Source organism: Nostoc sp. PCC 9305, from assembly GCF_963920915.1.
Taxonomy (GTDB): Bacteria; Cyanobacteriota; Cyanobacteriia; order Cyanobacteriales; family Nostocaceae; genus Nostoc.
Window position 1 is genome coordinate 58,011 of sequence record NZ_CAWUDN010000006.1, and the last position, 22,217, is coordinate 80,227.

The window sequence follows — 22,217 nt, forward strand, 5'->3', positions numbered from 1 at the left end:
AAAGTTAGGTTTATAAGGCTACGAAAATACTTGTCAAACATCCTTTAAAAATCGCTTTTAACAGACTTTCCCGAACAGTCAAAGGTGAGAAAAAGATTAAGAATTATTAATAAAATTTAAGCTATTCTTGAGATAATCACGCTGCTGACTGGATATCACATTTAGATTTATTAAAAAAAGTTAATGAAACCTAGACATATTGATACAGAAGTAGCGAGGTTAGAAGCCCTCCGCCAGTATCAAATTCTTGACACAGAACCCGAAGAAGCCTATGACAATCTTGCTCAGTTAGCGGCCTTTATTTGTGGCACTCCCATATCCTTGGTAAATTTTATTGATGAAAACCGTCAATGGTTTAAGGCAAAAATAGGTTTAGACGTATCAGAAATGCCCCGGAGTGTTGGATTATCTTATCTTTGCCAAGAGCAGCGTAATGTTGTGGTGGTTCCTGATACCCTAGCTGATGAAAAGTTGGCAAGTAATCCGGTAGTAACTGGCTATCCATATATACGTTTTTATGCAGGTGTACCCTTAATTACTCCGAAGGGAGATATGTTGGGAACTCTGTGTGCAATTGACCAAGTTCCACGGCAACTAAGCCAAAAACAAGTGGAGGCGTTTGTGGGTTTGAGTCGCCTGGTAATCGACCAACTCGAACTCAGGCGTCATGTAAGTGAGGTATCTAAAGTAACTGAGAAACTAGTGGCGCACGAGCAAGCAGCCCGCGCCCAATCTGAAGCCGCCAAAACCCGCATCACCAATCTTCTCGAAAGTATCACTGATGGTTTTTTTGCCCTAGATCAAAAGTGGCAATTCACCTATATTAATGGTCAAGCAGAAAGGCTGTTGCAAAAAACTCACAATGAGCTTTTAGGTAAAAACATCTGGGAGGTGTTTCCAGAAATTATCGGCACAACATTTGATTGCGAATATCGCAGGGCAATCTTAGAACAGGTTAGTGTCGAATTTGAGGAGTTGTATCTGCCACAGCAGCAGTGGCTTAAAGTCCATGCCTATCCGGCAAAAGACGGCTTGTCTGTTTATTTTCAAAACGTTACTGAACGACGGAAAACAGCAGACGCACTACGAGAAAGTGAAGAACGTTGGCAATTAGCATTACATGGTAATAATGATGGTATTTGGGATTGGAACCTCAAGACTAATGAAGTGTTCTTCTCAACTCGATGGAAGGAAATGCTCGGCTATAAAGACTACGAAGTTTCCAACCATTGGGATGAATGGACAAAACGAATCCATCCCGATGAGCGAGATTTGGTACTTCAGGCTTTCCAAGACCACTTTGCCAAGAAAACACCGTTTTACGTCTGTGAATATCGAGTCCAGTGCCAAGATGGCAGCTATAAATGGATTCTAGATCGAGGACAGGCACTTTGGGACGCATTGGGTGATATAGTACGGATGGTTGGTTCTTATACTGATATCACAAATCGCAAGCGGGCAGATGAAGAATTAAAACGGCAAAATCTGCGATCGCAACTATTTGCCGAAATCACCCTAAAAATTCGAGAATCTTTACAAATAGATGAAATTCTTCAAACCACTGTCACAGAGGTACAAAAATTACTGCAAGCTGACCGGGTGTTAATTTTTCGACTGGAACCTGACGGTTCGGGAACAGTGGTACAAGAAGCAGTGCTGCCTGGTTGGCCGGTAATTCTAGGAGAAAATCTTTTTGACCCCTGCTTTAAAGAAGAATATATAGAAAGATATCGCCACGGAAGAGTAAGTGCCCTTGAAGACATTGAATCTGCTCATATCCAACCATGTCATCGAGAATTTCTTCAGCAGTTTGCTATCAGGGCTAATCTGGTAGTGCCGATTATTGTCAGGGACGATATTTGGGGCTTATTGCTAGCTCATCAGTGTGGCGCACCTCGACGGTGGAATCAGTTTGAGATGGATTTGTTACAGCAATTAGCGAACCAAATTGGAATTGCTTTATCTCAGGCAAAACTATTAGAAAAAGAAACCCAGCAAAGTCAGGAACTTGCTCGTTCTAATGCGGAATTAGAACAGTTTGCCTATGTGGCTTCCCATGATTTGCAAGAGCCATTGCGGATGGTAACTAGTTATTTACAACTGCTGGAGCGGAGATACAAAAACCAACTGGATGCCAATGCGGATCAGTTTATTGCCTACGCAGTAGATGGGGCCAGCCGGATGCAGACCCTAATCAATGATTTGTTAAACTATTCCCGCATCAGCACCCGTGGACAGCCTTTTGTGCCCGTTGATTGTAGTGTTGTCTTAGAACAGGTGCTTACTAATCTTCAAGTTGCGATCGCAGATCGAAAGGCAGTTGTCACCTACGATACTCTACCTCAAGTGATGGCTGATGCTACCCAATTGACACAAGTATTTCAAAACCTGATTGCCAACGCGATCAAATTTTGCGATCGTCAACAGTCATTAATTCACATTGGAGTAAGTAAGAGAGATGCAGATATATTAGATGGAAAAAATTTAAATTTTATCCCCTCGGAGGATGAATGGTTGTTCTGGGTGCGTGATAATGGGATTGGTTTAGAATCCCAGTATACCGAGCGTATATTTATAATTTTTCAGCGCTTGCACGGTAGAGACAAGTATCCAGGTACTGGAATTGGTCTGGCAATTTGTAAGAAAATTATCGAACGCCACGGCGGCCGGATCTGGGTTGAGTCGAAGCTGGGTCAAGGCTCGACTTTCTACTTTACAATTCCAGATAGAGTAGGTAAGCAATGGTCAACACCATAACAGCGATTATGCCTCTTGAGGTTTTGTTAGTAGAGGATAACCCTGGCGATGTCCAACTTACACGCATCGCCCTAGAAGATAGTAAAATCTCAATTCACTTGAACGTAGTCGAGGATGGTGTAGAGGCAATGGCTTTCTTGCGAAAACAGGGAAAATATGCTAAATTACCTCATCCAGATATTGTACTGCTCGATTTTAACCTTCCGAAAAAAGATGGACGAGAGGTATTAGCAGAAATAAAAGGAGATGAAAACCTCAAACGAATTCCTGTAGTAGTTTTGACGACTTCCCAAGCTGAAGAGGATATCCTCAAAGCCTATAACCTTTTTGCCAACTGTTATATAACCAAGCCAGTAGATTTCGATCAATTCGTGAAAATTGTCCAATCAATAGAAAATTTTTGGTTTGCGATCGTAAAACTGCCACCGGAGTAGGGGAAATGGCAGGTGAAAATATTATTAAAGTCTTGTTAGTAGAAGACAACCCTGGTGATGTCTTATTGTTACAAGAGTTATTTAAGGAAGTTAGCACAGTTGTAGTTGAGTTGATGCCCGTTGAACGGCTTTATGAAGCAGTCAACCACCTAACAAACGAAACTTTTGATGTTATTTTATTAGACCTCTCGCTGCCAGATAGCCAGGGATTACAAACCTTTGTCATTGCTCACAATCAGGCAAAAGCAACTCCAATCATTGTGCTGACGGGTATAAATGATGAAACCCTGGCAACTAGCGCAATGCAACAAGGAGCGCAAGATTATTTAGTGAAGGGGCAAGTAACTGGTGACTTACTGGTGCGATCTATGCGTTATGCCATCGAACGCCAACGGGCAGACAACGCACTGCGGCAGAGTGAGGAGCGATTTCGGGTTGCTCTCAAAAACTCTCCAATCTTTGTCTACAACCAGGATAAAGATTTACGGTACACCTGGGTTTACAATCCCCCATCTGGATTGACAGTTGAGAAAATATTAGGCAAACAAGACTTAGATATCATTCCAGTAGAAGATGCTCAACATCTGATCGCAATTAAACGTGGAGTCCTGACTACAGGCATAGGAACGCGAGAGGAAGTATCAATTACCCTCAAAGATACAACGCGATATTACGATTTAACTGTCGAGCCACTACGGAATGAAACCCAAGAAATTGTCGGGGTGACATGTGCCAGTATAGATATTAGCGAACGACAAGCTGCGCTACGCGAACGCAAATTGGCAGAAGAAAAAATTCGCGAACAAGCAGCATTACTAGATGTCACCACAGATGCCATTTGCGTCCGAGATTTAAACAATCAAATTATCTTCTGGAACAAAGGTGCAGAAACACTTTATGGCTGGCAAGCTACAGAGGCTTGGGGTAAAAATGCTAGCGAACTTTTGTATGACGAACCTTCACCGGAAATTGAAGCGGCTCTATTGCAAGCTATTAGTAAAGGTAAGTGGCAGGGCGAGTTAACAAAACTTACTAAAATGAACAAAGAAGTCCTTGTGGCTAGTCGCTGGACTCTGGTATGCGATGAACAAGGAAAACCCAAATCAATTCTCACCGTTGACACAGATATTACCGAGAAAAAGCACCTAGAAGCCCAATTATTTCGCGCTCAACGCCTGGAAAGTATTGGTACTTTAGCTAGTGGTATTGCTCACGACCTCAACAACATCCTGACACCGATTTTGGCAGGAGCGCAACTGCTACCGCTAAAATTTCCTAATGCAGATGAGCGAACTCGTCATCTCCTAGAAATTTTAGAAATTAACGCTAGACGCGGTGCTGATTTAGTCAAACAGGTACTGTCCTTTGCACGAGGTGTAGAAGGGAAGCACATCACTTTGCAACTCAGACATATAATTGTGGAAATTGCCAAGATTCTTAAAGAGACATTTCCCAAATCGATAGAAATCAGCACTAATGTACCGCAAGATTTGTGGATGGTTGCTGGAGATAGTACCCAACTGCATCAAGTGCTGATGAACCTCTGCGTTAACGCCCGTGATGCTATGTCCAATGGTGGTACTTTGAGTATCTCTGCCGAAAATATGTTGATTGACGCAAATTATGCCCGCATGAACCTAGAAGCCAAAGAGGGGCCTTACATAGTGATTACTGTCTCCGATAGTGGAGTTGGGATTCCTAAAGAAATGCTAGATAGAATTTTCGAGCCATTCTTTACTACAAAAGATGTCGGACAGGGCACGGGTTTAGGACTTTCCACAGTATTGGGAATCGTTAAAAGTCACGGAGGTTTTGTGAACGTGTATAGTGAACCGGAAAGTGGCACTAGCTTTAAGGTTTACTTGCCAGCAGTGGGGGGAATAGAAACACGTAGCCCCGAAAATTTGCCACCACAGACAGGACATGGAGAATTGATTTTGGTTGTGGATGATGAAGCCGCCATTCAAGAGATTACGACAACATCATTAGAAGCTCACAACTACAAAATCTTAGTTGCCAGTGATGGCATTGAAGCGATCGCGCTATATGCTCAAAATAGAGATAAAATTAGTGTCGTCCTCATGGATATTATGCTGCCCTCACTGGATGGTTTAACAGCCATGCGTACCTTGCAAAAAATCAACCCCCAAGTCAGAATTATCGCCAGCAGTGGACTCATGTCTGACAATAAGCTCAGTGCAGTAGCAGCTATTGGTGTCAATACATTTTTGTCGAAGCCCTATACTGTCAACGAATTATTGCTTTCTTTACAGAAAGTACTGTCGGAAGTAAACTAATTACGTAAATATACTGTCAAAGATGAGTGCAAAAAGCTGCCTTGACGAGAATTTGGGTTCTTATCTGTATATTGTGGGTGGAAGTAGCTACTAGATTTTGAGGATTGCTGGTTTATTTGCGATCGCCTTGCATATTTTTAAGCTCATTATAGAATATTTGTCAATTTATTTGGTGCGATGCCTACGGTGGGCAAAGCCTACGCAACTTAGTGTAGGTTGACCATTATCTTATCGATAACGGCCACCCATTAATTACCCCTACACATTAAATCGGAACAACATTACATCCCCTTCCTGCACAACATACTCTTTCCCTTCACTGCGAACCAATCCTTTTTCCTTCGCCGCATTCATCGAACCAGTTGTTACCAAATCTTTATAAGCAACAGTTTCAGCGCGAATAAATCCCCGCTCAAAATCACTGTGGATTACACCAGCAGCTTGAGGTGCAGACATTCCCGCATTAATTGTCCAAGCGCGGGTTTCTTTGGGGCCGCAGGTGAAATATGTCCGCAAGCCTAAAAGCGTGTAAGTTGCCCGAATCAATGATTTCAAACCGCCTTCTTCCACACCTAAAGATTCGAGGAAATCAGCTTTATCTGACTCTGGTAATTCCACTAATTCAGCTTCAACTTGAGCCGAAACTATCACAACTTGGGCATTTTCTGTCGATGCAATTTGCCGCACTGTTTCCACAAAATGATTACCCGTTGCCAACTCATCCTCAGAGACATTTGCAGCGTAGATAATCGGTTTATAAGTGAGCAGTTCTAATCCTTTAATAATTTCTGTTTCTTCTTCATTCAAGCTCACCTGACGCACCGACTTACCTTCATTTAAAGCCGCAGCTAATTTTTCTAAAACTGTGATTTCAAACTGTGCATCTTTGCTGGTACGAGCTAGTTTACGAGTACGGTCAATTCGCCGCTCAATTTGTGCTAAATCTGATAAACCCAGTTCTATATTAATGATTTCAATATCTCGTGCTGGGTCAACAGAACCAGCAACATGGATAATATCGTCATTTTCAAAACAACGTACCACATGGACGATCGCATCAACTTCCCGGATGTGGGACAGGAATTGATTCCCTAGTCCCTCACCCTGACTTGCACCTTTAACTAAACCGGCAATATCTACAAATTCAACCCGCGCCGGGATAATTTGTACCGAACTGGCAATCTTAGCAAGAACATTTAACCGTTCATCCGGTACTGCGACAACGCCGACATTCGGTTCAATCGTGCAAAAAGGGAAGTTAGCTGCTTCAGCTTTAGCATTAGCAACTACAGCATTAAATAAAGTAGATTTTCCGACGTTGGGAAGTCCGACAATTCCGGCTCTTAGCATTTTGGATTTTAGATTTGAGATTTTGGATTACATTACCAAGGTAATCTAAACAGGTTCCGGTATGGTTTGGGGAATCGGCCCTGGAACTGTTTGAGGAATGGGAGCAGGTACAGGTTCTGGTACAGGCCCCGGCAAGGGCTGAGGAATTGCTGGCCCCGGTACAGGTTCGGGACTAGGTAGCGGATTCGGCTCAGGATTGGGACTAGGTAGCGGACTGGGCCCAGGAGTAGGAATTTGTGGTTCTGGTATAGAAATCGCAGTAAGATTAATCATCGTAAGTCCAAATTAAATTATTCAACCTCCCCACGCTAGATGACAACCTCATCTGTTGACATCTCCCCAAATAGCTATACCCACGAACACATCCTTTAATAATTTACCCCTCTTCTCATACTCTGCGTCCCTCTGCGCTTCCCTCAGCGTCCCTTTGCGTTTAAACTCCAACCTCAATCCCCCCCATTTGCACAAAACTACTCCTCCTTCACCTTTTCCACCACCTCTGGCACTGGATCGTAACCACCTGGATGAAACGGATGACAGCGTAAAATTCGCCGAGTTGCCATCCAGGTACCACGTAACACTCCAAATCGTTCAATAGCTTCAATAGCATACATCGAACAAGTTGGTTGAAAGCGGCAAGTCGGGAGAAACAACGGCGAGATAAACATTCGGTAGCCCCGAATCAGCCAAATAAATAATAATTTCATTGCAGCTACCCAAATCTTATAAATTAGTAACAAGGGTAAAACTTTTCATTTTGTCGCATCTTTGTTAATTACATTTTCTGACTTCACCTCAATTCCGGTTTTATGGCTGCAAATTGCGTCGGCTGCAATTTGGGTGTTACTCATTCTCCTGATTGCATGGGTGGTAAACCGCTTTGCCGACAAGCCAGAAATCGTGCGGAAGATAGTTCATATTGGCACTGGTAACGTGATTTTAATCGCTTGGTGGCTAGATATTCCCGCCAGCGTAGGGATTACAGCTTCTATTTTAGCGAGTGCAATCACCTTATTATCCTACCGATTACCAATTCTTCCTGGTATTAATAGCGTCGGACGCCAAAGCTTAGGAACATTTTTTTACTCCGTCAGTTTCGGTATTTTAGTTGCCTGGTTCTGGTACTTACAACAACCTCAATACGCAGCACTTGGAATTTTGGTAATGACTTGGGGAGATGGATTAGCAGCCTTAATTGGGCAACGTTTTGGTAAACATAAGTATAAAGTTTTTGGTACGCAAAAAAGTTGGGAAGGCTCCCTAACTATGATGCTCGTTAGCTATGTCGTCAGTAGTTTGATTTTAGTTGGAACTCAAGGAAACAGTTGGCAAACTTGGGCGATATCGCTGATAGTGGCAGTTATAGCTACTGCTTTAGAGGCTGTTTCATTTTTGGGTATTGACAATTTGACAGTTCCTTTGGGCAGTGCAGCACTTGCCTTCTTTTTAAGTCAGTTAGTTTTGAATTTGTAATTGCCTTGAGTGCTGTTTCTAATTGAGCAAACAAGAGATAGTGCCAAAAATTCATCGTTAGTTAACAAATATAATGCTTCTCATCTGATTCCAATACGGGTAATACCAATTCTGTATAAAGATGCTCCAAATCAGATGAGGAACGAACCGCAAAGGGCGCAAAGTACACAAAGAAAGAAATAAAAAATATATGTGTTAGTTAATGTGAGGGTTGGGTTATGGATGCTGAAGAGTTGTACAGGCGCTATGCTGCTGGGGAGAGAGATTTCTCTGGTGTTGACTTGAGCGATGTCAACCTTAACATTGCTAGACTCGATGAATACGACCCCACTAGGAATAATCTTAGCGGCATTAATTTGAGTAGTGCTAATTTGACTAGAACCAACATGATATGCGTAAACTTGAGTGGTGCTAATCTCAGTGGTGCTTATCTGGGACGTGCTACCTTGACTTCTGCTAACCTCACTAATGCTGATTTGAGGGATGCCGATTTTGATTGTACTGATCTCGAAGGCGCTAAACTAATCAATGCCAATCTGCGTAGTGCCCATCTTGGTTCCGTCATATTGTATGGAGCTGACTTGACTAATGCCGACTTGACTGGTGGTAGTCTTACTGGTAACGTCAGATACCTGACTTTGTGCAACACTATCATGCCAGATGGTACTGTTAGAACTGAGTTCCTTGATACCGAGTGAGTAAGCTAATGATTCTGTATCAGCTAGGAGAGATGAACTGATTGGTATTGGAACAGGACTCGAATAATCTTCAATATGTTCTTGAATCTCTTCAGTAATATTTGAAAATAAATCTATTCCTGTCGAATTTTCAAGTTTATTCACAGTCAACCGCCAATTTTTCGTATCGGCTCAATTAACAAAAAATAAATCTTTTGAAATATATTTAATACCACCCATTACGTGAAAATTGAGCCGAGTCTATTACCGCGATCGCTCCAAAATCCAATCGAGTAAAATCGGATTGACTAACTCCGGTGCTTCATCCTGCGGACAATGCCCCACTCCCTCTAAAGGAATAAACTTTTCTACTTGCCCAAAGTTAGCTAATTCTCTCCCTAATTTAATTGGTTCCCACGGATCGGCCGTTCCCCACAAGATAATCGCCGGACACTGTAACAGTGGTAAAAGCTCTTCTGGTAATGGCCCTGTAGAATAAGAAGTAAAAGCAAGAAACACAGCACCAGCCCCCGGATCGCTCGCTGGTGAAGTGAGAATATCTACCAACTCATCTGTCACCATCTCAGCATTGGCATAAGCTTGCAGCAGAATTTTCCGCACAGTTTTCGGTTTGGCGAGTTGATTGAAAAAGAAATCGCCAACTGGTTTGATAGATAACAGGCGTTGCAGTAAAGGCGCTCCGAAACGACGAGACCAAGGTAAAGTTACCCGTTTGCGATCGTGTAACAGCCGTAAAGAACAGTTGAGCAAAGCAACTCCCAAGGCAATATCTGGGTTACTTACTGCTGCTTGCATCGCGACAATACAGCCAATGGAATTTCCCACTAAAAAAGCTGGCTCACCCACTACTTCACGGCAAAAATCTGCTACTTGCTGTCCCCAGGTTTCTAATGTGTAGGTAATTTTTTCACCAGGTTGAGGTTTTGCAGAAGCGCCAAAACCAATCAAATCAATAGTATAAACACGGCAATTTTCCGCTAATACAGGAATATTTTTTCGCCAGTGCCACCAAGAAGCACCAAATCCATGTACCAGGACAACAGCTGGCCCAGTGGTTCCTTGGGTTTGGTAACAGATCGGAAAATCTTGCCAAATCCAGGTTTTTGTAGAGTTAAGTGCTGTTTTTGAACTTGAGGTTGTCATGATAAATTTGATGTAAAGAATGCTAAAAGCTTTTTAGCAGCAAGGCACAAGTAAAATTGTTTTGAATTTGCATAAAATTTATCAGATTTTCAAAATAAATCCTTGACTCTAGTGATAGCCTATACATATACCACAAAAGCTTATAGGCCGATAATACTAGCATTAAGCTGATAAATTTATCCAGTGTAGAGAGTTTTCGTCTTCTTTATAGAGATAATTTACTCACAACTGAGATTATGTCAGTATTAGAAATCATAACTTCTCTAATGTGAGTAATATTTGGGCTATTTTTTAGATTTGAGTGAATTAGCATCAGTGCTAGATTCAGTAGTTTCACAATTTACGATCGCAAATTTGGTCTATAAGATTGGCGAATATGAGGCATCGGCTAAGGGGTGGTTTGCAACTGGAAACTGACGCTGAATTTAACAATATTTTTCTTGTTCCTAGTTCTGCGGGCCAGAAATCATGAATCTACTAGAAACAATTGATACTCCCGTTGGGAGCTACGCACCAGATTTTGAATTGCCAGGAATTGATGGTCAAGTACACCATCTCAGGCGTTATCTTGAGAAGTTCCGAGCAGTTGGCGTTATTTCCATGTGTAACCACTGCCCTTATGTCGATCGGTATTTAGGCAGACTAAAAAACATTCAAGCCGAATTTGCCCCAAAAGGCTTCACACTAATTGGACTGAATGGTAGTAATGTTGACTACGACACTAGGTCAAGCTTTGAAAATATGAAAGCTTTTGCCCTACGTCACCAGTTGAACTTCCCCTACCTGTGGGACTCAACGCAAGATGTGACCGGTAGTTTCGGCGCAACAAAAACACCAACGGCTTTTCTCATAGATACTAACGGTATAGTCCGCTATAAAGGTAAAATTGATAATCATCCCCAAGAGCCATTTTCAGTGGGAGAGGATTATTTGAGAAGTGCGATCGCTTCTCTGTTTAAAGGTGAAGAAATAGCCATACCACAAACAGAACCAGTAGGTACTACATTGATTTGGCGTAACTAGACATAGATAGTCCCTGTAACTGTTATCTTAAATTGGAGGCAATTGCAACTTTTTTGATAAAGCGTAACTTCATGGGAACGAATTACCGACGGGTTTTACTCAAACTGAGCGGTGAAGCCTTAATGGGCAACATGGGCTATGGCATTGATCCCGAAGTGGTCAAAGGCATAGCACAAGAATTAGCAGAGGTGATAGCCACTGGTACTCAAATCGCCATAGTTGTTGGCGGCGGCAATATTTTTCGTGGCGTCAAAGCAGCGTCGGCGGGGATGGACAGGGCAACCGCTGACTATATCGGGATGATTGCCACGGTAATGAATGCCATGACGCTGCAAGATTCGCTAGAACGCATAGGAGTACAGACGCGAGTGCAAACCGCGATCGCTATGCAAGAATTAGCAGAACCATATATTCGTCGTCGTGCCATCCGTCATCTTGAAAAAGGACGGGTGGTAATTTTTGGTGCTGGTTCTGGAAATCCCTTTTTTACTACAGATACGACTGCGGCATTAAGAGCAGCAGAAATCGATGCTGAGGTGATTTTTAAAGCCACCAAAGTAGATGGAGTATATGATGCCGATCCTCATATTTATCCTGACGCCAAGCGTTACAATAGCTTAACCTACGCGCACGTTTTAGCCCAAGATTTGCGGGTGATGGATAGTACTGCGATCGCCTTGTGTAAAGAAAATAATATCCCAATTCTGGTATTTGACCTAACGGTGCGAGGAAACATCCACCGAGCAGTCTTGGGAGAATCCATCGGCACCCTTGTGGGAGGTTCTTGTGAAATTAGCTGAAGCTGAAAGTACGATGCAAAAAACCGTTGAGGCAACTCAACGAGCTTTTAACTCGATTCGCACTGGTCGCGCCAATGCGAGTCTATTAGATAAGGTATTGGTGGACTATTACGGTTCGCCTACTTCCTTGAAATCACTGGCAAATATTAGCACGCCAGATGCTACGACAATCTTAATTCAACCCTACGAGCGCAACACCCTAAACATCGTTGAGAAGGCTATTTCCCTCTCAGATGTGGGTTTAACACCCAGTAACGACGGTTCTGTAATCCGGTTAAATATTCCGCCCTTAACCAGCGAACGCCGTAAAGAATTTGTCAAAATGGCATCCAAATATGCTGAAGAGGGTCGTGTTGCTATTCGTAACATTCGCCGCGATGCCATAGACGCCATTCGCAAACAGGAAAAAGCCTCTGAAATCTCCAAAGATGAATCAAAAGACCAACAAGACAACTTGCAAAAATTGACAAATGAGTATACTGCCAAAATAGACTCGCTGTTGGCAGAAAAAGAAAAAGACATCACGACTGTTTAAAGTCTCAAGTCTTAAGCATAAAGGCTGAAGGATAATGGATAAATTCTTCAGCCTTTATCATTTCTTAACTTATTGCATAAATCCTAGAAACATTGATCGAGTAAGTAAGTAGACATGAATAATTAAAGTAGGAACAATTCATAAATTGCCCCTACTCAATAGAAAATAAACTAATTTTGGAGCAAAAATTCAATATGTACGACTGCATCATCGTCGGCGCTGGGCCAGCTGGTGGAACAGCTGCATATCATTTAGCCAAACAAGGTCGCTCAGTATTAGTGTTGGAAAAAGAGTCTCTGCCAAGATATAAACCTTGTGGTGGTGGTGTATCTCCAGCGATCGCTCAATGGTTTGACTTTGATTTTAGCCCAGTAATTTCTGTAAAAGCCGACTCCCTTCGCTTTACCTGGAAATTAGGCGACCCTGTGGAGGCAAAAATCGCCACCAAAGAACCAGTCTGGATGGTGCGACGAGATATTTTTGACCATTTCCTAGTGCAGCAAGGACAGAAGCAAGGGGCTGAACTACGAGATAATACGGAAGTAACGGGTATTGAATTTAAAAGCGACTATTGGCAAGTTAACACAACTAATGGCCCAGTTACAAGTCGCTACTTAATTGCGGCTGATGGTGTTAAAGGGCCAATGGCAAAATGGCTCGGCTTCAAAGACCGCAAACGGCGTTTAGCAGCAGCTTTGGAAGCAGAAATTCCCGCAACTGTCAAGGACAAATCTACAATTCACTTCGAGTTTGGCTTGGTAAAAAATGGCTACATTTGGAACTTCCCGAAGGCAGACGGTTATTCCATTGGTGTTGGTACGTTTATTGGTGGTCAACCCCAGGACTTTAAGAAAATTTTAGATGAGTACGCGCGATCGTTTAATGTAGATATCAAAACTGGTAAGCAGTATGGTTATCCCCTTTGCTTGTGGGATGGCAACCAAAAGTTGCATACTCAAAATGCGGTTTTAGCTGGGGAAGCTGCTTGTATAGTCGATCCCATGACAGCAGAAGGTATTCGTCCGTCAATTTTTAGCGGTTTGATTGCAGCAGGAGCCATTAATGAGGCTCTTTCTGGTGATATCAACGCTTTAGAAAAATATAGCGAAGCTATTAATGAACAATGGGGTACTGAAATGGCTTGGGCGCAAAAATTAGGTGGAGCATTTTATCGCTTTCCTGGCATTGGCTACAAAGTTGGTGTTAAGCGTCCTTCTGGTGCGAAAATCATGGGTAAGATTCTGTGTGGAGAACTGCGCTATGGCGACGTTGCAGGTCGTGCCCTCAAGCGTTTAATTCCTGGTTTTGGGACTTGAGCAATTTGTTAAAGTAAGCAAACTTCCGCCGCAGTTTACTAGATATTTCTCAATATGGCAATTTACTTGACAAAACGGCTATCTGTGTTCGCTAATATTCTTGCTCTTGTCCTCTTCATGCCGGGAATTGCCTTAGCTGCACCCGTTCAAATCAATACTACTTCTGGTGTTCTTTTCGCCCAAACTACCAAAACTGCAAGCTACCCCACTTCGTCGGAGATTAACCTGACTCCCTTACAACGCCAGGAACTCCAGGCTGTGCGTCAGAGAAGAAATAGGGAAATTGCGGCAGTATTAAACTCATCTCAGCGTGACCAACTTAATCACAATCTCCGGGCTGGTAATAATATCAAGCAAGCCCTAGAAAAACTAAATTTGCAACCAGAACAGCAAGATTTGGTAAGGGCGATCGTGCAATTTACTAACTTGAAAATGAAGGCTGTTTCATCTAGACATTTGCTCAAAATAGGAAATAAGTAAAAGTTTGATTTGTAAAACTTATGAAAACATTTGATTAATCTAGACTTCATTTCTGGAAAGGCAATTAAGGATAACGTTGCATCCTCCTGCAAAAAAAATCCAAGATTGTAACCTTCCAAACCTAGTTCGCGGAAAACATACATCTGACGTTGATTCACATCCCAAATCCAGTAGTCAGCAATTCCTGCTGTAGCATATACAGTATTTACGATGCCTGCGGCGGGCTACGCCTACGCACCTGCGGACTGTGGGTTGAATAGTCAAAATCATTAACCAATCGAAAACCCTCTGAGAGGTGGTTACAGAATAGATGGTAGGTTATTACTAACAAGAATGTGTGATATAGAGGATAGCAAAGTGTCACTAAGGGGCAAATAAAGGCAAATCCCTCAATAGTTGCCTAGAGAGGGATTTAGTGTGGGCTAGAGAGAGATTTTGGGGTGAGTGTGGCGTTGATTTTTTGACTGCTAGTTTAAATTATTTGCTTTCTCAACTGCTTTCTTTAACTCTTCAAAGGTAATACTACCGTCTTTGTCTGAATCATAATTTACTAGTAATTCCTGGGGACTAGTGGTATTTGTTTCTGATGAGATGATTGCACTTAAGCCAGGACTTAAAAAAAGATCATTAATGGATACTTTGCCGTCTCGATCGCTATCTAAGGTATTAAAAAGAGATTGAAGCTCTTGCTCGGTTGCCATAAGTTTCTATCTGAATTGATTTTTCAATTTAATATCTCAAAATCTTGACAAACACGCAAGGATACTTAATAAAAAGATTTTATTGGGTGCGGGATGGCGATCGATATACTTTCGCAAATCGATGCGGACAACAGCGATATTTGGCTCAGGTTCGGAGTATTGGCTCAACTGAATGAGATTTTGCACCCGAAGTAAGGCAACTTCTACTAGCGATACCTACGGTGGGCTATGCCTACGCACATCACTTTTAGGCGATTATCTCTTACTCTCAACTTTGGCAGCATCTATAATTAATCTTGCCCTATTTAGTTCGTTACCATGTCGGAAGAAGATATCCGAGCCGCCAGGCTGGAGAAAGTAGAACAACTCAAGCAGCTAGGGACTAACCCTTATGCCTATCGTTGGGAATCTACCCATCATGCAGCACAGTTGCAAGAAAAATTTGCCGATTTATCCAGTGGCGAAGAAGTTGATTTGGAAGTTGCCATAGCCGGACGCATTATGGCGCGTCGCGTTTTTGGTAAATTGGCTTTCTTCACCTTGCAAGACGAAACCGGTACAATTCAGCTTTATCTAGATAAAAATCGCATTCAAGAAGGTATGGCAGATATTGATGCCGATGCCTTCAATCACCTGAAGCAACTTACAGATGCAGGCGACATTTTAGGAGCCAAAGGTACTATTAAACGGACTGAAAAGGGCGAGTTATCTGTCTACGTTAAACAATATACTATCCTCACGAAATCCCTGTTGCCCCTACCCGACAAGTGGCATGGATTAACGGATGTTGCCAAGCGCTATCGTCAGCGCTACGTTGACTTGATTGTTAACCCGGAAGTGCGGCAAACTTTCCGCCGTCGCGCTCAAATTACTGCCGGTATTCGCCGCTATTTGGAACAGCGAGATTTTCTGGAAATTGAAACGCCAGTTTTGCAAAGTGAGACTGGGGGTGCAGATGCGCGTCCATTTATCACCTACCACAACACTTTAGAAATGGAATTGTATCTGCGAATTGCTACAGAACTCCATCTCAAGCGGTTGATTGTGGGTGGTTTTGAAAAGGTGTTTGAATTGGGACGGGTTTTCCGCAATGAGGGAATTTCGACTCGACACAATCCCGAATTTACGACGATTGAAGTTTACCAAGCCTACGCCGACTACAACGATATGATGGCGTTGACTGAGGGGATTATTACTACTGTTGCCCAAGAGGTACTCGGCACGTTGGAAATCACCTACCAAGGGGAACCGATAAATTTGACACCACCTTGGCGACGGGTGACAATGCACGATTTAGTTAAAGAATTTACAGGCTTGGATTTTAATTCGTTCCAAAGTTTAGAAGAAGCAAAAACAGCAAGTAAAAATGCTGTTATCCCTGGTATAGATGAAGCCCAATCAATTGGTAAGTTACTAAATTTAGCCTTTGAAGAGAAAGTAGAAGCTAATTTAATTCAACCTACCTTTGTAATTGATTACCCTGTAGAAATTTCGCCCCTAGCAAAACCTCACCGTTCTGTGCCTGGTTTGGTAGAACGATTTGAGTTATTTATAGTCGGGCGAGAAACTGGGAATAGCTTCTCAGAACTTACCGATCCCATCGATCAAAGAGAACGTTTAGAAGCACAAGCGGCGCGGAAAGCTGCTGGTGACTTAGAAGCCCAAGGTGTGGATGAGGACTTTCTGACAGCTTTGGAATACGGGATGCCGCCTACAGGTGGTTTAGGGATTGGGATCGATCGATTGGTGATGTTATTAACCGATTGTGCCAGTATTCGGGATGCGATCGCCTTCCCTTTACTCAAACCTCCCAGCAGCCTGATTAAAGAATTTCGTTATGATCCAACAACTCAAACACTAACTATTGAATTTGACAATGGAAGTGTTTATGAGTATTTCAAAGTACCCCTTAGTGTAAAGGAAGGCTTAGAAAATGCACCGTCTGATGGTCAATACTTTAACAAGTTTATTAAAGGGAAATTTAAGTTTGAACAATTGAGTTGAGTTAGTAAAAATAAATGGGGCGATGACTTGCCCCATTCATCAACTTGATTCGGATTTGGTGAGAGTTTCGCCTGGAGTGTCTCTCGTTCCCATGCAGAGCATGGAAGTGACTGATTAGAGGACTCTGCTCTGCCTCCAATCAGACATTTTTAGGGCTTGTGCGTACACCGTAGACTAGAGAAGGAGGAGAATTCAAAGCCTCTCAAGAGCAGCAGCGAAAAGTCTGAGTGCGGACTTGTCTCCTCTTCTCCCTAATCCCCAATCTCTACACCACTACCTTTTCTAGGATCAGCTTAGAACGCTTGACTTGCTCAGGAATCGTCACGGGGTAATCTCCAGTGAAGCAGGCAGAACAGAAAGTATTGGTGTCTTCTCGTGTCGCTTCTAGCATTCCTTCCCAACTCAGATAGGCGAGGCTGTCTACTTCCAGTTGCTTGGCAATTTCTTCCACTGACTTGGTAGCAGCAATTAGCTGATCCTGAGAATCGGTATCGATACCATAGAAGCAGGGATGAGTTACAGGCGGAGAAGAAATTCGCATGTGTACCTCTACTGCACCTGCGTCACGTAAGGTTTTGACTAGTTTACGACTGGTAGTACCCCGTACAATCGAGTCATCTACAATAATTACTCGTTTACCTACCAGCACATCTTTGAGGGGGTTGAGTTTCATCCGCAGACCCGATTCCCGCATGGTTTGGGTTGGTTGAATGAAGGTTCGCCCAACATAGCGATTTTTAATCAATCCTTCGCCGTAAGTGACACCAGACGCTTGAGAAAATCCAATAGCAGCAGGTATACCAGAATCAGGAACACCAAAGACAATATCGGCATCTACAAAAGATTCTTTAGCGAGCTGGTGTCCTAATCGCATGCGATAGCTGTACAAACTCTCGTTGTGCATAACGCTATCAGGGCGGGCAAAGTAAATCATTTCAAAAATACACAATTTCCGCTCAGATTTTTGACTCCAATGATAAGAAGCTAAACCTTCTTCAGTAATCCAAACTAATTCACCTGGCTCTACGTCTCGCAGGTACTCGGCTCCAATGATGTCTAAACCACAAGTCTCGGAAGCCAAAACGTAACGGACTGGATTACCAGCCAAAGTGCCGATTACTAAGGGGCGGATTCCATTAGGGTCGCGGACACCCATAACGCCGACGGGAGTGCCAATAACTAAACTAAAGGCTCCTTGGCAACGTTGAAATGCCTGAATTCCACCTTCTAGCCAATCAGCGCCCGTATCTATGGCTTCGGCGATCGCAAAAGCGATCATTTCTGAGTCTGTTGTTGTAACTAAGTTACATTTATTCTCAAGCAACTCTTGACGTAGTTGCACAGTATTGACTAAATTACCATTGTGTGCAAGAGCTAATGAACCTAAACGGGTTTCTAGTACTGCGGGTTGGGCATTAACTTTGCGGCTAGAACCTGTGGTGGAATAACGAGTGTGACCAACAGCAAGACTACCGGGCAATTGATCCAAGACAGATTCATTGAAAACTTGAGACACCAAGCCCATGTCTTTGTGGAGATGTACTTGGGTTCCCTCAAAGGTGGCAATACCAGCTGATTCTTGACCCCGATGCTGGAGGGCATACAATCCAAAGTAGGTCAGTTTAGCAACGTTTTCTCCTGGGGCGTAGATCCCAAAAACACCGCAAGCTTCTTCTGGCTTGTCAGACTGATTTTCATGACTATTGATTGGGTTGTTGGTCTGGTCGGGGTATTCATCCGAAGTGACAGAATGAATAGAAATCATGCTAGCTTTGCTCCTGGTGGGGGGTCAATCAATTTTGGATTTGAGACTTCGGCTACGCTCACTCGAACGATTGACGATTTTGGATTGTTCGCACCGTAGTAAGGGTGCGGCTTGGGATTTGAGAATGGCGATTTTAGATTTTTTGCCCAGTAAGAGCAAGATATGAACTAGAAGCAACGCCCCTAATTCAAAATCTAAAATTCAAAATCTAAAATCGGTAGTCAAGTTACTGGGATTATATAAATGGTTGAGGATTTCTTAACAAATCTTTAACCATCCATTAAAACAGTACCGTAATTTTGCTCAGAGACGCTAACAAAAGAGTGAGGAATTAGGAGTGAGGGGTTAGGAGTTATACTTTTTATTCCTAACTCCTCACTTTCAACTCCTAACTTCTTCAGGGGTAGTGGTATGGATGGCGAGACGTTTTGCGATCGCATAGGAATAGCGATCGTTCATATCTTCGATACTAACTTTGATTAAGGTTTGGTTATCAGTGGTGAAAACCCCCAAACCCGTCTCAAAATTACCAACTACACCCAGTTGTTGCCAATCTTGACCCAAATGTTCCTGTAAATATGATTCCCAAATTTCTTGTTGTGCTGATGCTACAGAAACTAAAATTCTGGCACCACCTTCGGCAAACAACACCTCGTCTAAGCGGTTTAACTGTGTTGGTGCTATTTCTAAATTAATTTCGGCACCAAGGTTGCCAGCAAGACAACATTCGGCTATGGCGATCGCCACTCCTCCCTCAGCAGAATCGTGGGCTGAACGTACCCAACCATTACGAATTCCTTCACGACAAACTTTCTGGACGCGGCGTTCCAAGTCAAAATCTACCCGTGGTGGTTTTCCGGCAACAGTATCGTGGATAGTGGCTAAATACTCAGATGCTCCCAAACTGATTTCGGATGCTAGAGGCAATCCGAGAAGATAAATCACATCGTTGGCTGCTTGCCAACCTTGACCACAAATTTTGGTTATATCAGGAATTAAGCCCACCATTCCGACAACAGGAGTGGGATAAATAGGTTGTGGGATGCCTTGAGAATCAAAAGTTTCATTGTACAAAGAGACATTTCCGCCTGTGACTGGTGTTGCTAATTCTCGGCAACCTTCCGCCAAACCGCGACAAGCTTCTGCCAATTGCCAGTAACCAATGGGTTTTTCTGGAGAGCCAAAATTTAGATTATCCGTCACCGCCAGAGGTTCAGCACCCACACAGCTAAGATTGCGTGCAGCTTCTGCCACCACTGCCTTAGCTCCTTCGTAGGGGTCAAGATAAACATAACGAGGATTGCAATCTACCGTGGCAGCAACACCGGGTTGGACATTGGGAATTCTTCTCTGCTCCTCTGCTCCCCCGCTCCCCCGCTCCCTATCCTCTTCCAGGGGGCGCAAACGGATAACAGCCGCATCTGCGCCACCTGGAAGCATTACTGTATTATTTTGTACTTGATGGTCATACTGACGATATACCCAATTTTTAGAAGCGATCGTGGGTGTATCGAGCAAAGTTAAGAGAATATCATTCCAACTTTGTAGTCCTCCTGGAAGTTCTATTCCAGCAGTTGTGGAAGCAGGTAAAGAATCAGGTGTCCATTCCCAAGCTTGACGCGCATATTCTGGTGCTTCTGCCAATAACTCTCGGTTATACAGTGGGGTATTCTCCGCCAAAGCCTCAGCAGGAATTTCTGCTGCTACTTCACCCTGAAAAAGAATTCGCACAATGGGTTCAGCAATAACTGTCCCAGCCACAACAGCTTGAAGTCCCCACCGATGGAAAATGTCAATTAATTCTTGCTCGCGCCCTTTATGAGCAACAAACAGCATTCGTTCTTGAGATTCCGAAAGCAGATATTCATAAGGAACCATTCCCATTTCTCTGACGGGAATCTTATCTAAATCTAGTTCAATTCCCACACCGCCTTTTGCTGCCATCTCTGAGGTAGAACAGGTGATTCCCGCAGCTCCCATATCTTGGGCAGCGACAACTGCACCCGTTTTAAACGCCTCCAGACAAGCTTCAATCAACGACTTTTCCAAAAAGGGATCGCCCACTTGCACAGCAGGGCGATCGTCTATGGATTGATCGCTCAATTCTGCACTCGCAAAACTCGCGCCTCCCATACCGTCGCGCCCAGTGGTGGAACCAACATACAGCACGGGGTTGCCTAAACCAGATGCTCCAGATTTGACGATTTCTGAGGTTTCCATCAACCCCAATGCCATAACGTTCACTAGAGGATTACCAGAGTAAGCAGAGTCAAAGTAAACTTCGCCGCCAACGGTGGGTACTCCCACACAGTTACCATAATGAGAGATTCCTGCCACCACACCGCTAAACAGTCGTTGGGTTTTGGGATCTTCTAAGGAACCAAAGCGTAACGAGTTTAATAGGGCAATGGGACGCGCACCCATTGTAAAAATATCTCTGAGAATACCTCCGACTCCCGTTGCGGCTCCTTGAAAGGGTTCGACTGCTGAGGGATGGTTGTGAGATTCAATCTTAAAAGCTAGTTGGAGTCCGTCACCCAAGTCTACAACACCAGCATTTTCACCAGGCCCCACCAGGATGCGGGGGCCATCGGTGGGAAATTGTTTGAGTAGAGGTCGAGAATTTTTGTAACAACAATGCTCAGACCACATGACGCCAAACATTCCCAGTTCAGCTTTGTTGGGATGACGGCCTAGCCGACGGACAATTTCTGCGTATTCTTCTGGTTTAAGACCTTCAGCAGCAATTTCTTGGGGGGAAAAGGCTGGTTTTGAGGTTGCAGTCATGGAAGTAATGCACTCTGGGGGGACAGAGCATTATTCTATCGATTTACTTGCCCTGTAAGTGCAGTTCTTAATTGAAGCGCGATCGCTCTTTAATTTAAACTCTAACTAAATACTTATATTTCCATCTTGGTAAATATTGGCAGTAGACGCTGATGCAGTCTTTCTAACCAAACTTGTTTCTTGGATAGAGGGGTAGTACAACCTCAGAATGCACTCAACAGGATTATTCCGACCATGAGCTAGACAAGATGAAGATCCATAGCATACAAAATGCTTTAATATTTAAAAATAACTTTATTTTTTAATCTTGGTGAAATTTCTAGCACGTTTACCTACGTGAATCTAGGGTCACTCAGAGATTATTCGGGTATATGCAGTTTAGATGTAACAATCAAGTGACGAGAATCACACATATCGATGATTAGGATCGTCTCCTTCATCTCGCTAACTAGGCATAATTAATGACAACTGAACTCTAGCCGAGTCATTAATAGGGAACACACTTAATAGCCGACAGCCTTAATAAAGGACTGTCGGTTTTTTGTATTTGTCATTTGTCATTTGTCATTTGTCATCAGTTAAATGCCCAATGCCCACTTGCCCTGAGCGAATGCAAGTGCCCCATATGCATAAAATTTCCCCACAACTGGTTGG

18 protein-coding genes are annotated in these 22,217 nt (G+C 43.2%); 11 read left to right on the forward strand and 7 right to left on the reverse strand.

Annotated elements, in window-relative coordinates; translation table 11 throughout:
• Positions 1-183 precede the first annotated feature (183 nt).
• From ACM0OX_RS03980 to ACM0OX_RS03990, 3 genes are read left to right on the forward strand one after another with little or no spacing between them, the layout of a single operon-like run.
• Positions 184-2,757, forward strand: a complete 2,574-nt coding sequence (locus ACM0OX_RS03980) for a GAF domain-containing protein (RefSeq protein ID WP_414513240.1) — start codon at positions 184-186, stop codon at positions 2,755-2,757.
• A complete protein-coding gene (locus tag ACM0OX_RS03985; RefSeq protein WP_414513242.1) occupies positions 2,742-3,191 on the forward strand; it encodes a response regulator in 450 nt (149 codons plus the stop codon). The genes ACM0OX_RS03980 and ACM0OX_RS03985 overlap by 16 nt, the downstream gene beginning before the upstream one ends.
• Positions 3,192-3,196: 5 nt before the next feature.
• Complete coding sequence (locus tag ACM0OX_RS03990) at positions 3,197-5,488, forward strand: response regulator (RefSeq protein WP_414513328.1); 2,292 nt, start codon at positions 3,197-3,199, stop codon at positions 5,486-5,488.
• A 258-nt stretch (positions 5,489-5,746) separates the two neighbouring features.
• Here ACM0OX_RS03990 and ychF read toward each other — a convergent pair whose 3' ends face one another.
• The 3 genes from ychF to yidD all read right to left on the reverse strand — a co-directional run bounded on the left by ychF (position 5,747) and on the right by yidD (position 7,545).
• Positions 5,747-6,838: a redox-regulated ATPase YchF gene (gene ychF / locus ACM0OX_RS03995; protein WP_414513244.1), complete on the reverse strand. Its 1,092-nt coding sequence runs from the start codon at positions 6,836-6,838 to the stop codon at positions 5,747-5,749.
• A 45-nt stretch (positions 6,839-6,883) separates the two neighbouring features.
• A complete protein-coding gene (locus ACM0OX_RS04000; protein WP_414513245.1) occupies positions 6,884-7,111 on the reverse strand; it encodes a hypothetical protein in 228 nt (75 codons plus the stop codon).
• A 197-nt stretch (positions 7,112-7,308) separates the two neighbouring features.
• Complete coding sequence (gene yidD, locus ACM0OX_RS04005; protein ID WP_414513246.1) at positions 7,309-7,545, reverse strand: membrane protein insertion efficiency factor YidD; 237 nt, start codon at positions 7,543-7,545, stop codon at positions 7,309-7,311.
• A 61-nt stretch (positions 7,546-7,606) separates the two neighbouring features.
• On the opposite strand from yidD, the gene ACM0OX_RS04010 reads away from it, so the two are divergent.
• Positions 7,607-8,311: a diacylglycerol/polyprenol kinase family protein gene (locus ACM0OX_RS04010; protein ID WP_414513248.1), complete on the forward strand. Its 705-nt coding sequence runs from the start codon at positions 7,607-7,609 to the stop codon at positions 8,309-8,311.
• Between the two features lie 218 nt (positions 8,312-8,529).
• Positions 8,530-9,009 (forward strand): pentapeptide repeat-containing protein, encoded by a 480-nt coding sequence (locus tag ACM0OX_RS04015; RefSeq protein WP_335040472.1) that lies wholly within the window; start codon positions 8,530-8,532, stop codon positions 9,007-9,009.
• Between the two features lie 243 nt (positions 9,010-9,252).
• On the opposite strand, the gene ACM0OX_RS04020 is transcribed toward ACM0OX_RS04015, so the two are convergent.
• Positions 9,253-10,152: an alpha/beta fold hydrolase gene (locus ACM0OX_RS04020; RefSeq protein WP_414513249.1), complete on the reverse strand. Its 900-nt coding sequence runs from the start codon at positions 10,150-10,152 to the stop codon at positions 9,253-9,255.
• Between the two features lie 468 nt (positions 10,153-10,620).
• On the opposite strand from ACM0OX_RS04020, the gene ACM0OX_RS04025 reads away from it, so the two are divergent.
• The 5 genes from ACM0OX_RS04025 (at position 10,621) to ACM0OX_RS04045 (ending at position 14,306) form a co-directional block, all read left to right on the forward strand.
• Complete coding sequence (locus ACM0OX_RS04025; RefSeq protein WP_334836829.1) at positions 10,621-11,175, forward strand: thioredoxin family protein; 555 nt, start codon at positions 10,621-10,623, stop codon at positions 11,173-11,175.
• A 71-nt stretch (positions 11,176-11,246) separates the two neighbouring features.
• Positions 11,247-11,975, forward strand: a complete 729-nt coding sequence (gene pyrH / locus ACM0OX_RS04030; protein WP_094348577.1) for a UMP kinase — start codon at positions 11,247-11,249, stop codon at positions 11,973-11,975.
• A complete protein-coding gene (gene frr / locus ACM0OX_RS04035) occupies positions 11,962-12,510 on the forward strand; it encodes a ribosome recycling factor (protein WP_292730245.1) in 549 nt (182 codons plus the stop codon). Before pyrH ends, frr begins: the two co-directional genes overlap by 14 nt.
• Positions 12,511-12,704: 194 nt before the next feature.
• Positions 12,705-13,826, forward strand: a complete 1,122-nt coding sequence (locus ACM0OX_RS04040; protein WP_414513252.1) for a geranylgeranyl reductase family protein — start codon at positions 12,705-12,707, stop codon at positions 13,824-13,826.
• Between the two features lie 54 nt (positions 13,827-13,880).
• Entirely contained in the window at positions 13,881-14,306 is a 426-nt protein-coding gene (locus ACM0OX_RS04045) for a hypothetical protein (RefSeq protein WP_414513254.1), read from the forward strand.
• Positions 14,307-14,773: 467 nt separating this feature from the next.
• Here ACM0OX_RS04045 and ACM0OX_RS04050 read toward each other — a convergent pair whose 3' ends face one another.
• Positions 14,774-15,007: an EF-hand domain-containing protein gene (locus tag ACM0OX_RS04050; protein WP_414513255.1), complete on the reverse strand. Its 234-nt coding sequence runs from the start codon at positions 15,005-15,007 to the stop codon at positions 14,774-14,776.
• Between the two features lie 318 nt (positions 15,008-15,325).
• On the opposite strand from ACM0OX_RS04050, the gene lysS reads away from it, so the two are divergent.
• Positions 15,326-17,011, forward strand: coding sequence for a lysine--tRNA ligase (gene lysS, locus ACM0OX_RS04055; RefSeq protein ID WP_414513257.1), 1,686 nt, complete (start codon positions 15,326-15,328; stop codon positions 17,009-17,011).
• 265 nt (positions 17,012-17,276) lie between these two features.
• On the opposite strand, the gene purF is transcribed toward lysS, so the two are convergent.
• The gene (purF, locus tag ACM0OX_RS04060) at positions 17,277-18,776 is read right to left on the reverse strand and encodes an amidophosphoribosyltransferase (protein ID WP_414513259.1); all 1,500 of its coding nucleotides are present in this window, start codon (positions 18,774-18,776) and stop codon (positions 17,277-17,279) included.
• A gap of 381 nt (positions 18,777-19,157) precedes the next feature.
• The gene (purL, locus tag ACM0OX_RS04065) at positions 19,158-21,563 is read right to left on the reverse strand and encodes a phosphoribosylformylglycinamidine synthase subunit PurL (RefSeq protein ID WP_414513261.1); all 2,406 of its coding nucleotides are present in this window, start codon (positions 21,561-21,563) and stop codon (positions 19,158-19,160) included.
• Positions 21,564-22,217 lie beyond the last annotated feature (654 nt).

Coding starts and splice junctions, on each gene's coding strand:
- ychF (WP_414513244.1), bottom strand. CDS start 6,838: ATGCTAAGAGCCGGAATTGTCGGACTTCCCAACGTCGGAAAATCTACT.
- ACM0OX_RS04000 (WP_414513245.1), bottom strand. CDS start 7,111: ATGATTAATCTTACTGCGATTTCTATACCAGAACCACAAATTCCTACT.
- ACM0OX_RS04020 (WP_414513249.1), bottom strand. CDS start 10,152: ATGACAACCTCAAGTTCAAAAACAGCACTTAACTCTACAAAAACCTGG.
- ACM0OX_RS04015 (WP_335040472.1), top strand. CDS start 8,530: ATGGATGCTGAAGAGTTGTACAGGCGCTATGCTGCTGGGGAGAGAGAT.
- ACM0OX_RS04040 (WP_414513252.1), top strand. CDS start 12,705: ATGTACGACTGCATCATCGTCGGCGCTGGGCCAGCTGGTGGAACAGCT.
- ACM0OX_RS04050 (WP_414513255.1), bottom strand. CDS start 15,007: ATGGCAACCGAGCAAGAGCTTCAATCTCTTTTTAATACCTTAGATAGC.
- ACM0OX_RS03985 (WP_414513242.1), top strand. CDS start 2,742: ATGGTCAACACCATAACAGCGATTATGCCTCTTGAGGTTTTGTTAGTA.
- purL (WP_414513261.1), bottom strand. CDS start 21,563: ATGACTGCAACCTCAAAACCAGCCTTTTCCCCCCAAGAAATTGCTGCT.
- ACM0OX_RS03990 (WP_414513328.1), top strand. CDS start 3,197: ATGGCAGGTGAAAATATTATTAAAGTCTTGTTAGTAGAAGACAACCCT.
- yidD (WP_414513246.1), bottom strand. CDS start 7,545: ATGAAATTATTATTTATTTGGCTGATTCGGGGCTACCGAATGTTTATC.
- pyrH (WP_094348577.1), top strand. CDS start 11,247: ATGGGAACGAATTACCGACGGGTTTTACTCAAACTGAGCGGTGAAGCC.
- purF (WP_414513259.1), bottom strand. CDS start 18,776: ATGATTTCTATTCATTCTGTCACTTCGGATGAATACCCCGACCAGACC.
- ACM0OX_RS04045 (WP_414513254.1), top strand. CDS start 13,881: ATGGCAATTTACTTGACAAAACGGCTATCTGTGTTCGCTAATATTCTT.
- ACM0OX_RS04025 (WP_334836829.1), top strand. CDS start 10,621: ATGAATCTACTAGAAACAATTGATACTCCCGTTGGGAGCTACGCACCA.
- lysS (WP_414513257.1), top strand. CDS start 15,326: ATGTCGGAAGAAGATATCCGAGCCGCCAGGCTGGAGAAAGTAGAACAA.
- ACM0OX_RS03980 (WP_414513240.1), top strand. CDS start 184: ATGAAACCTAGACATATTGATACAGAAGTAGCGAGGTTAGAAGCCCTC.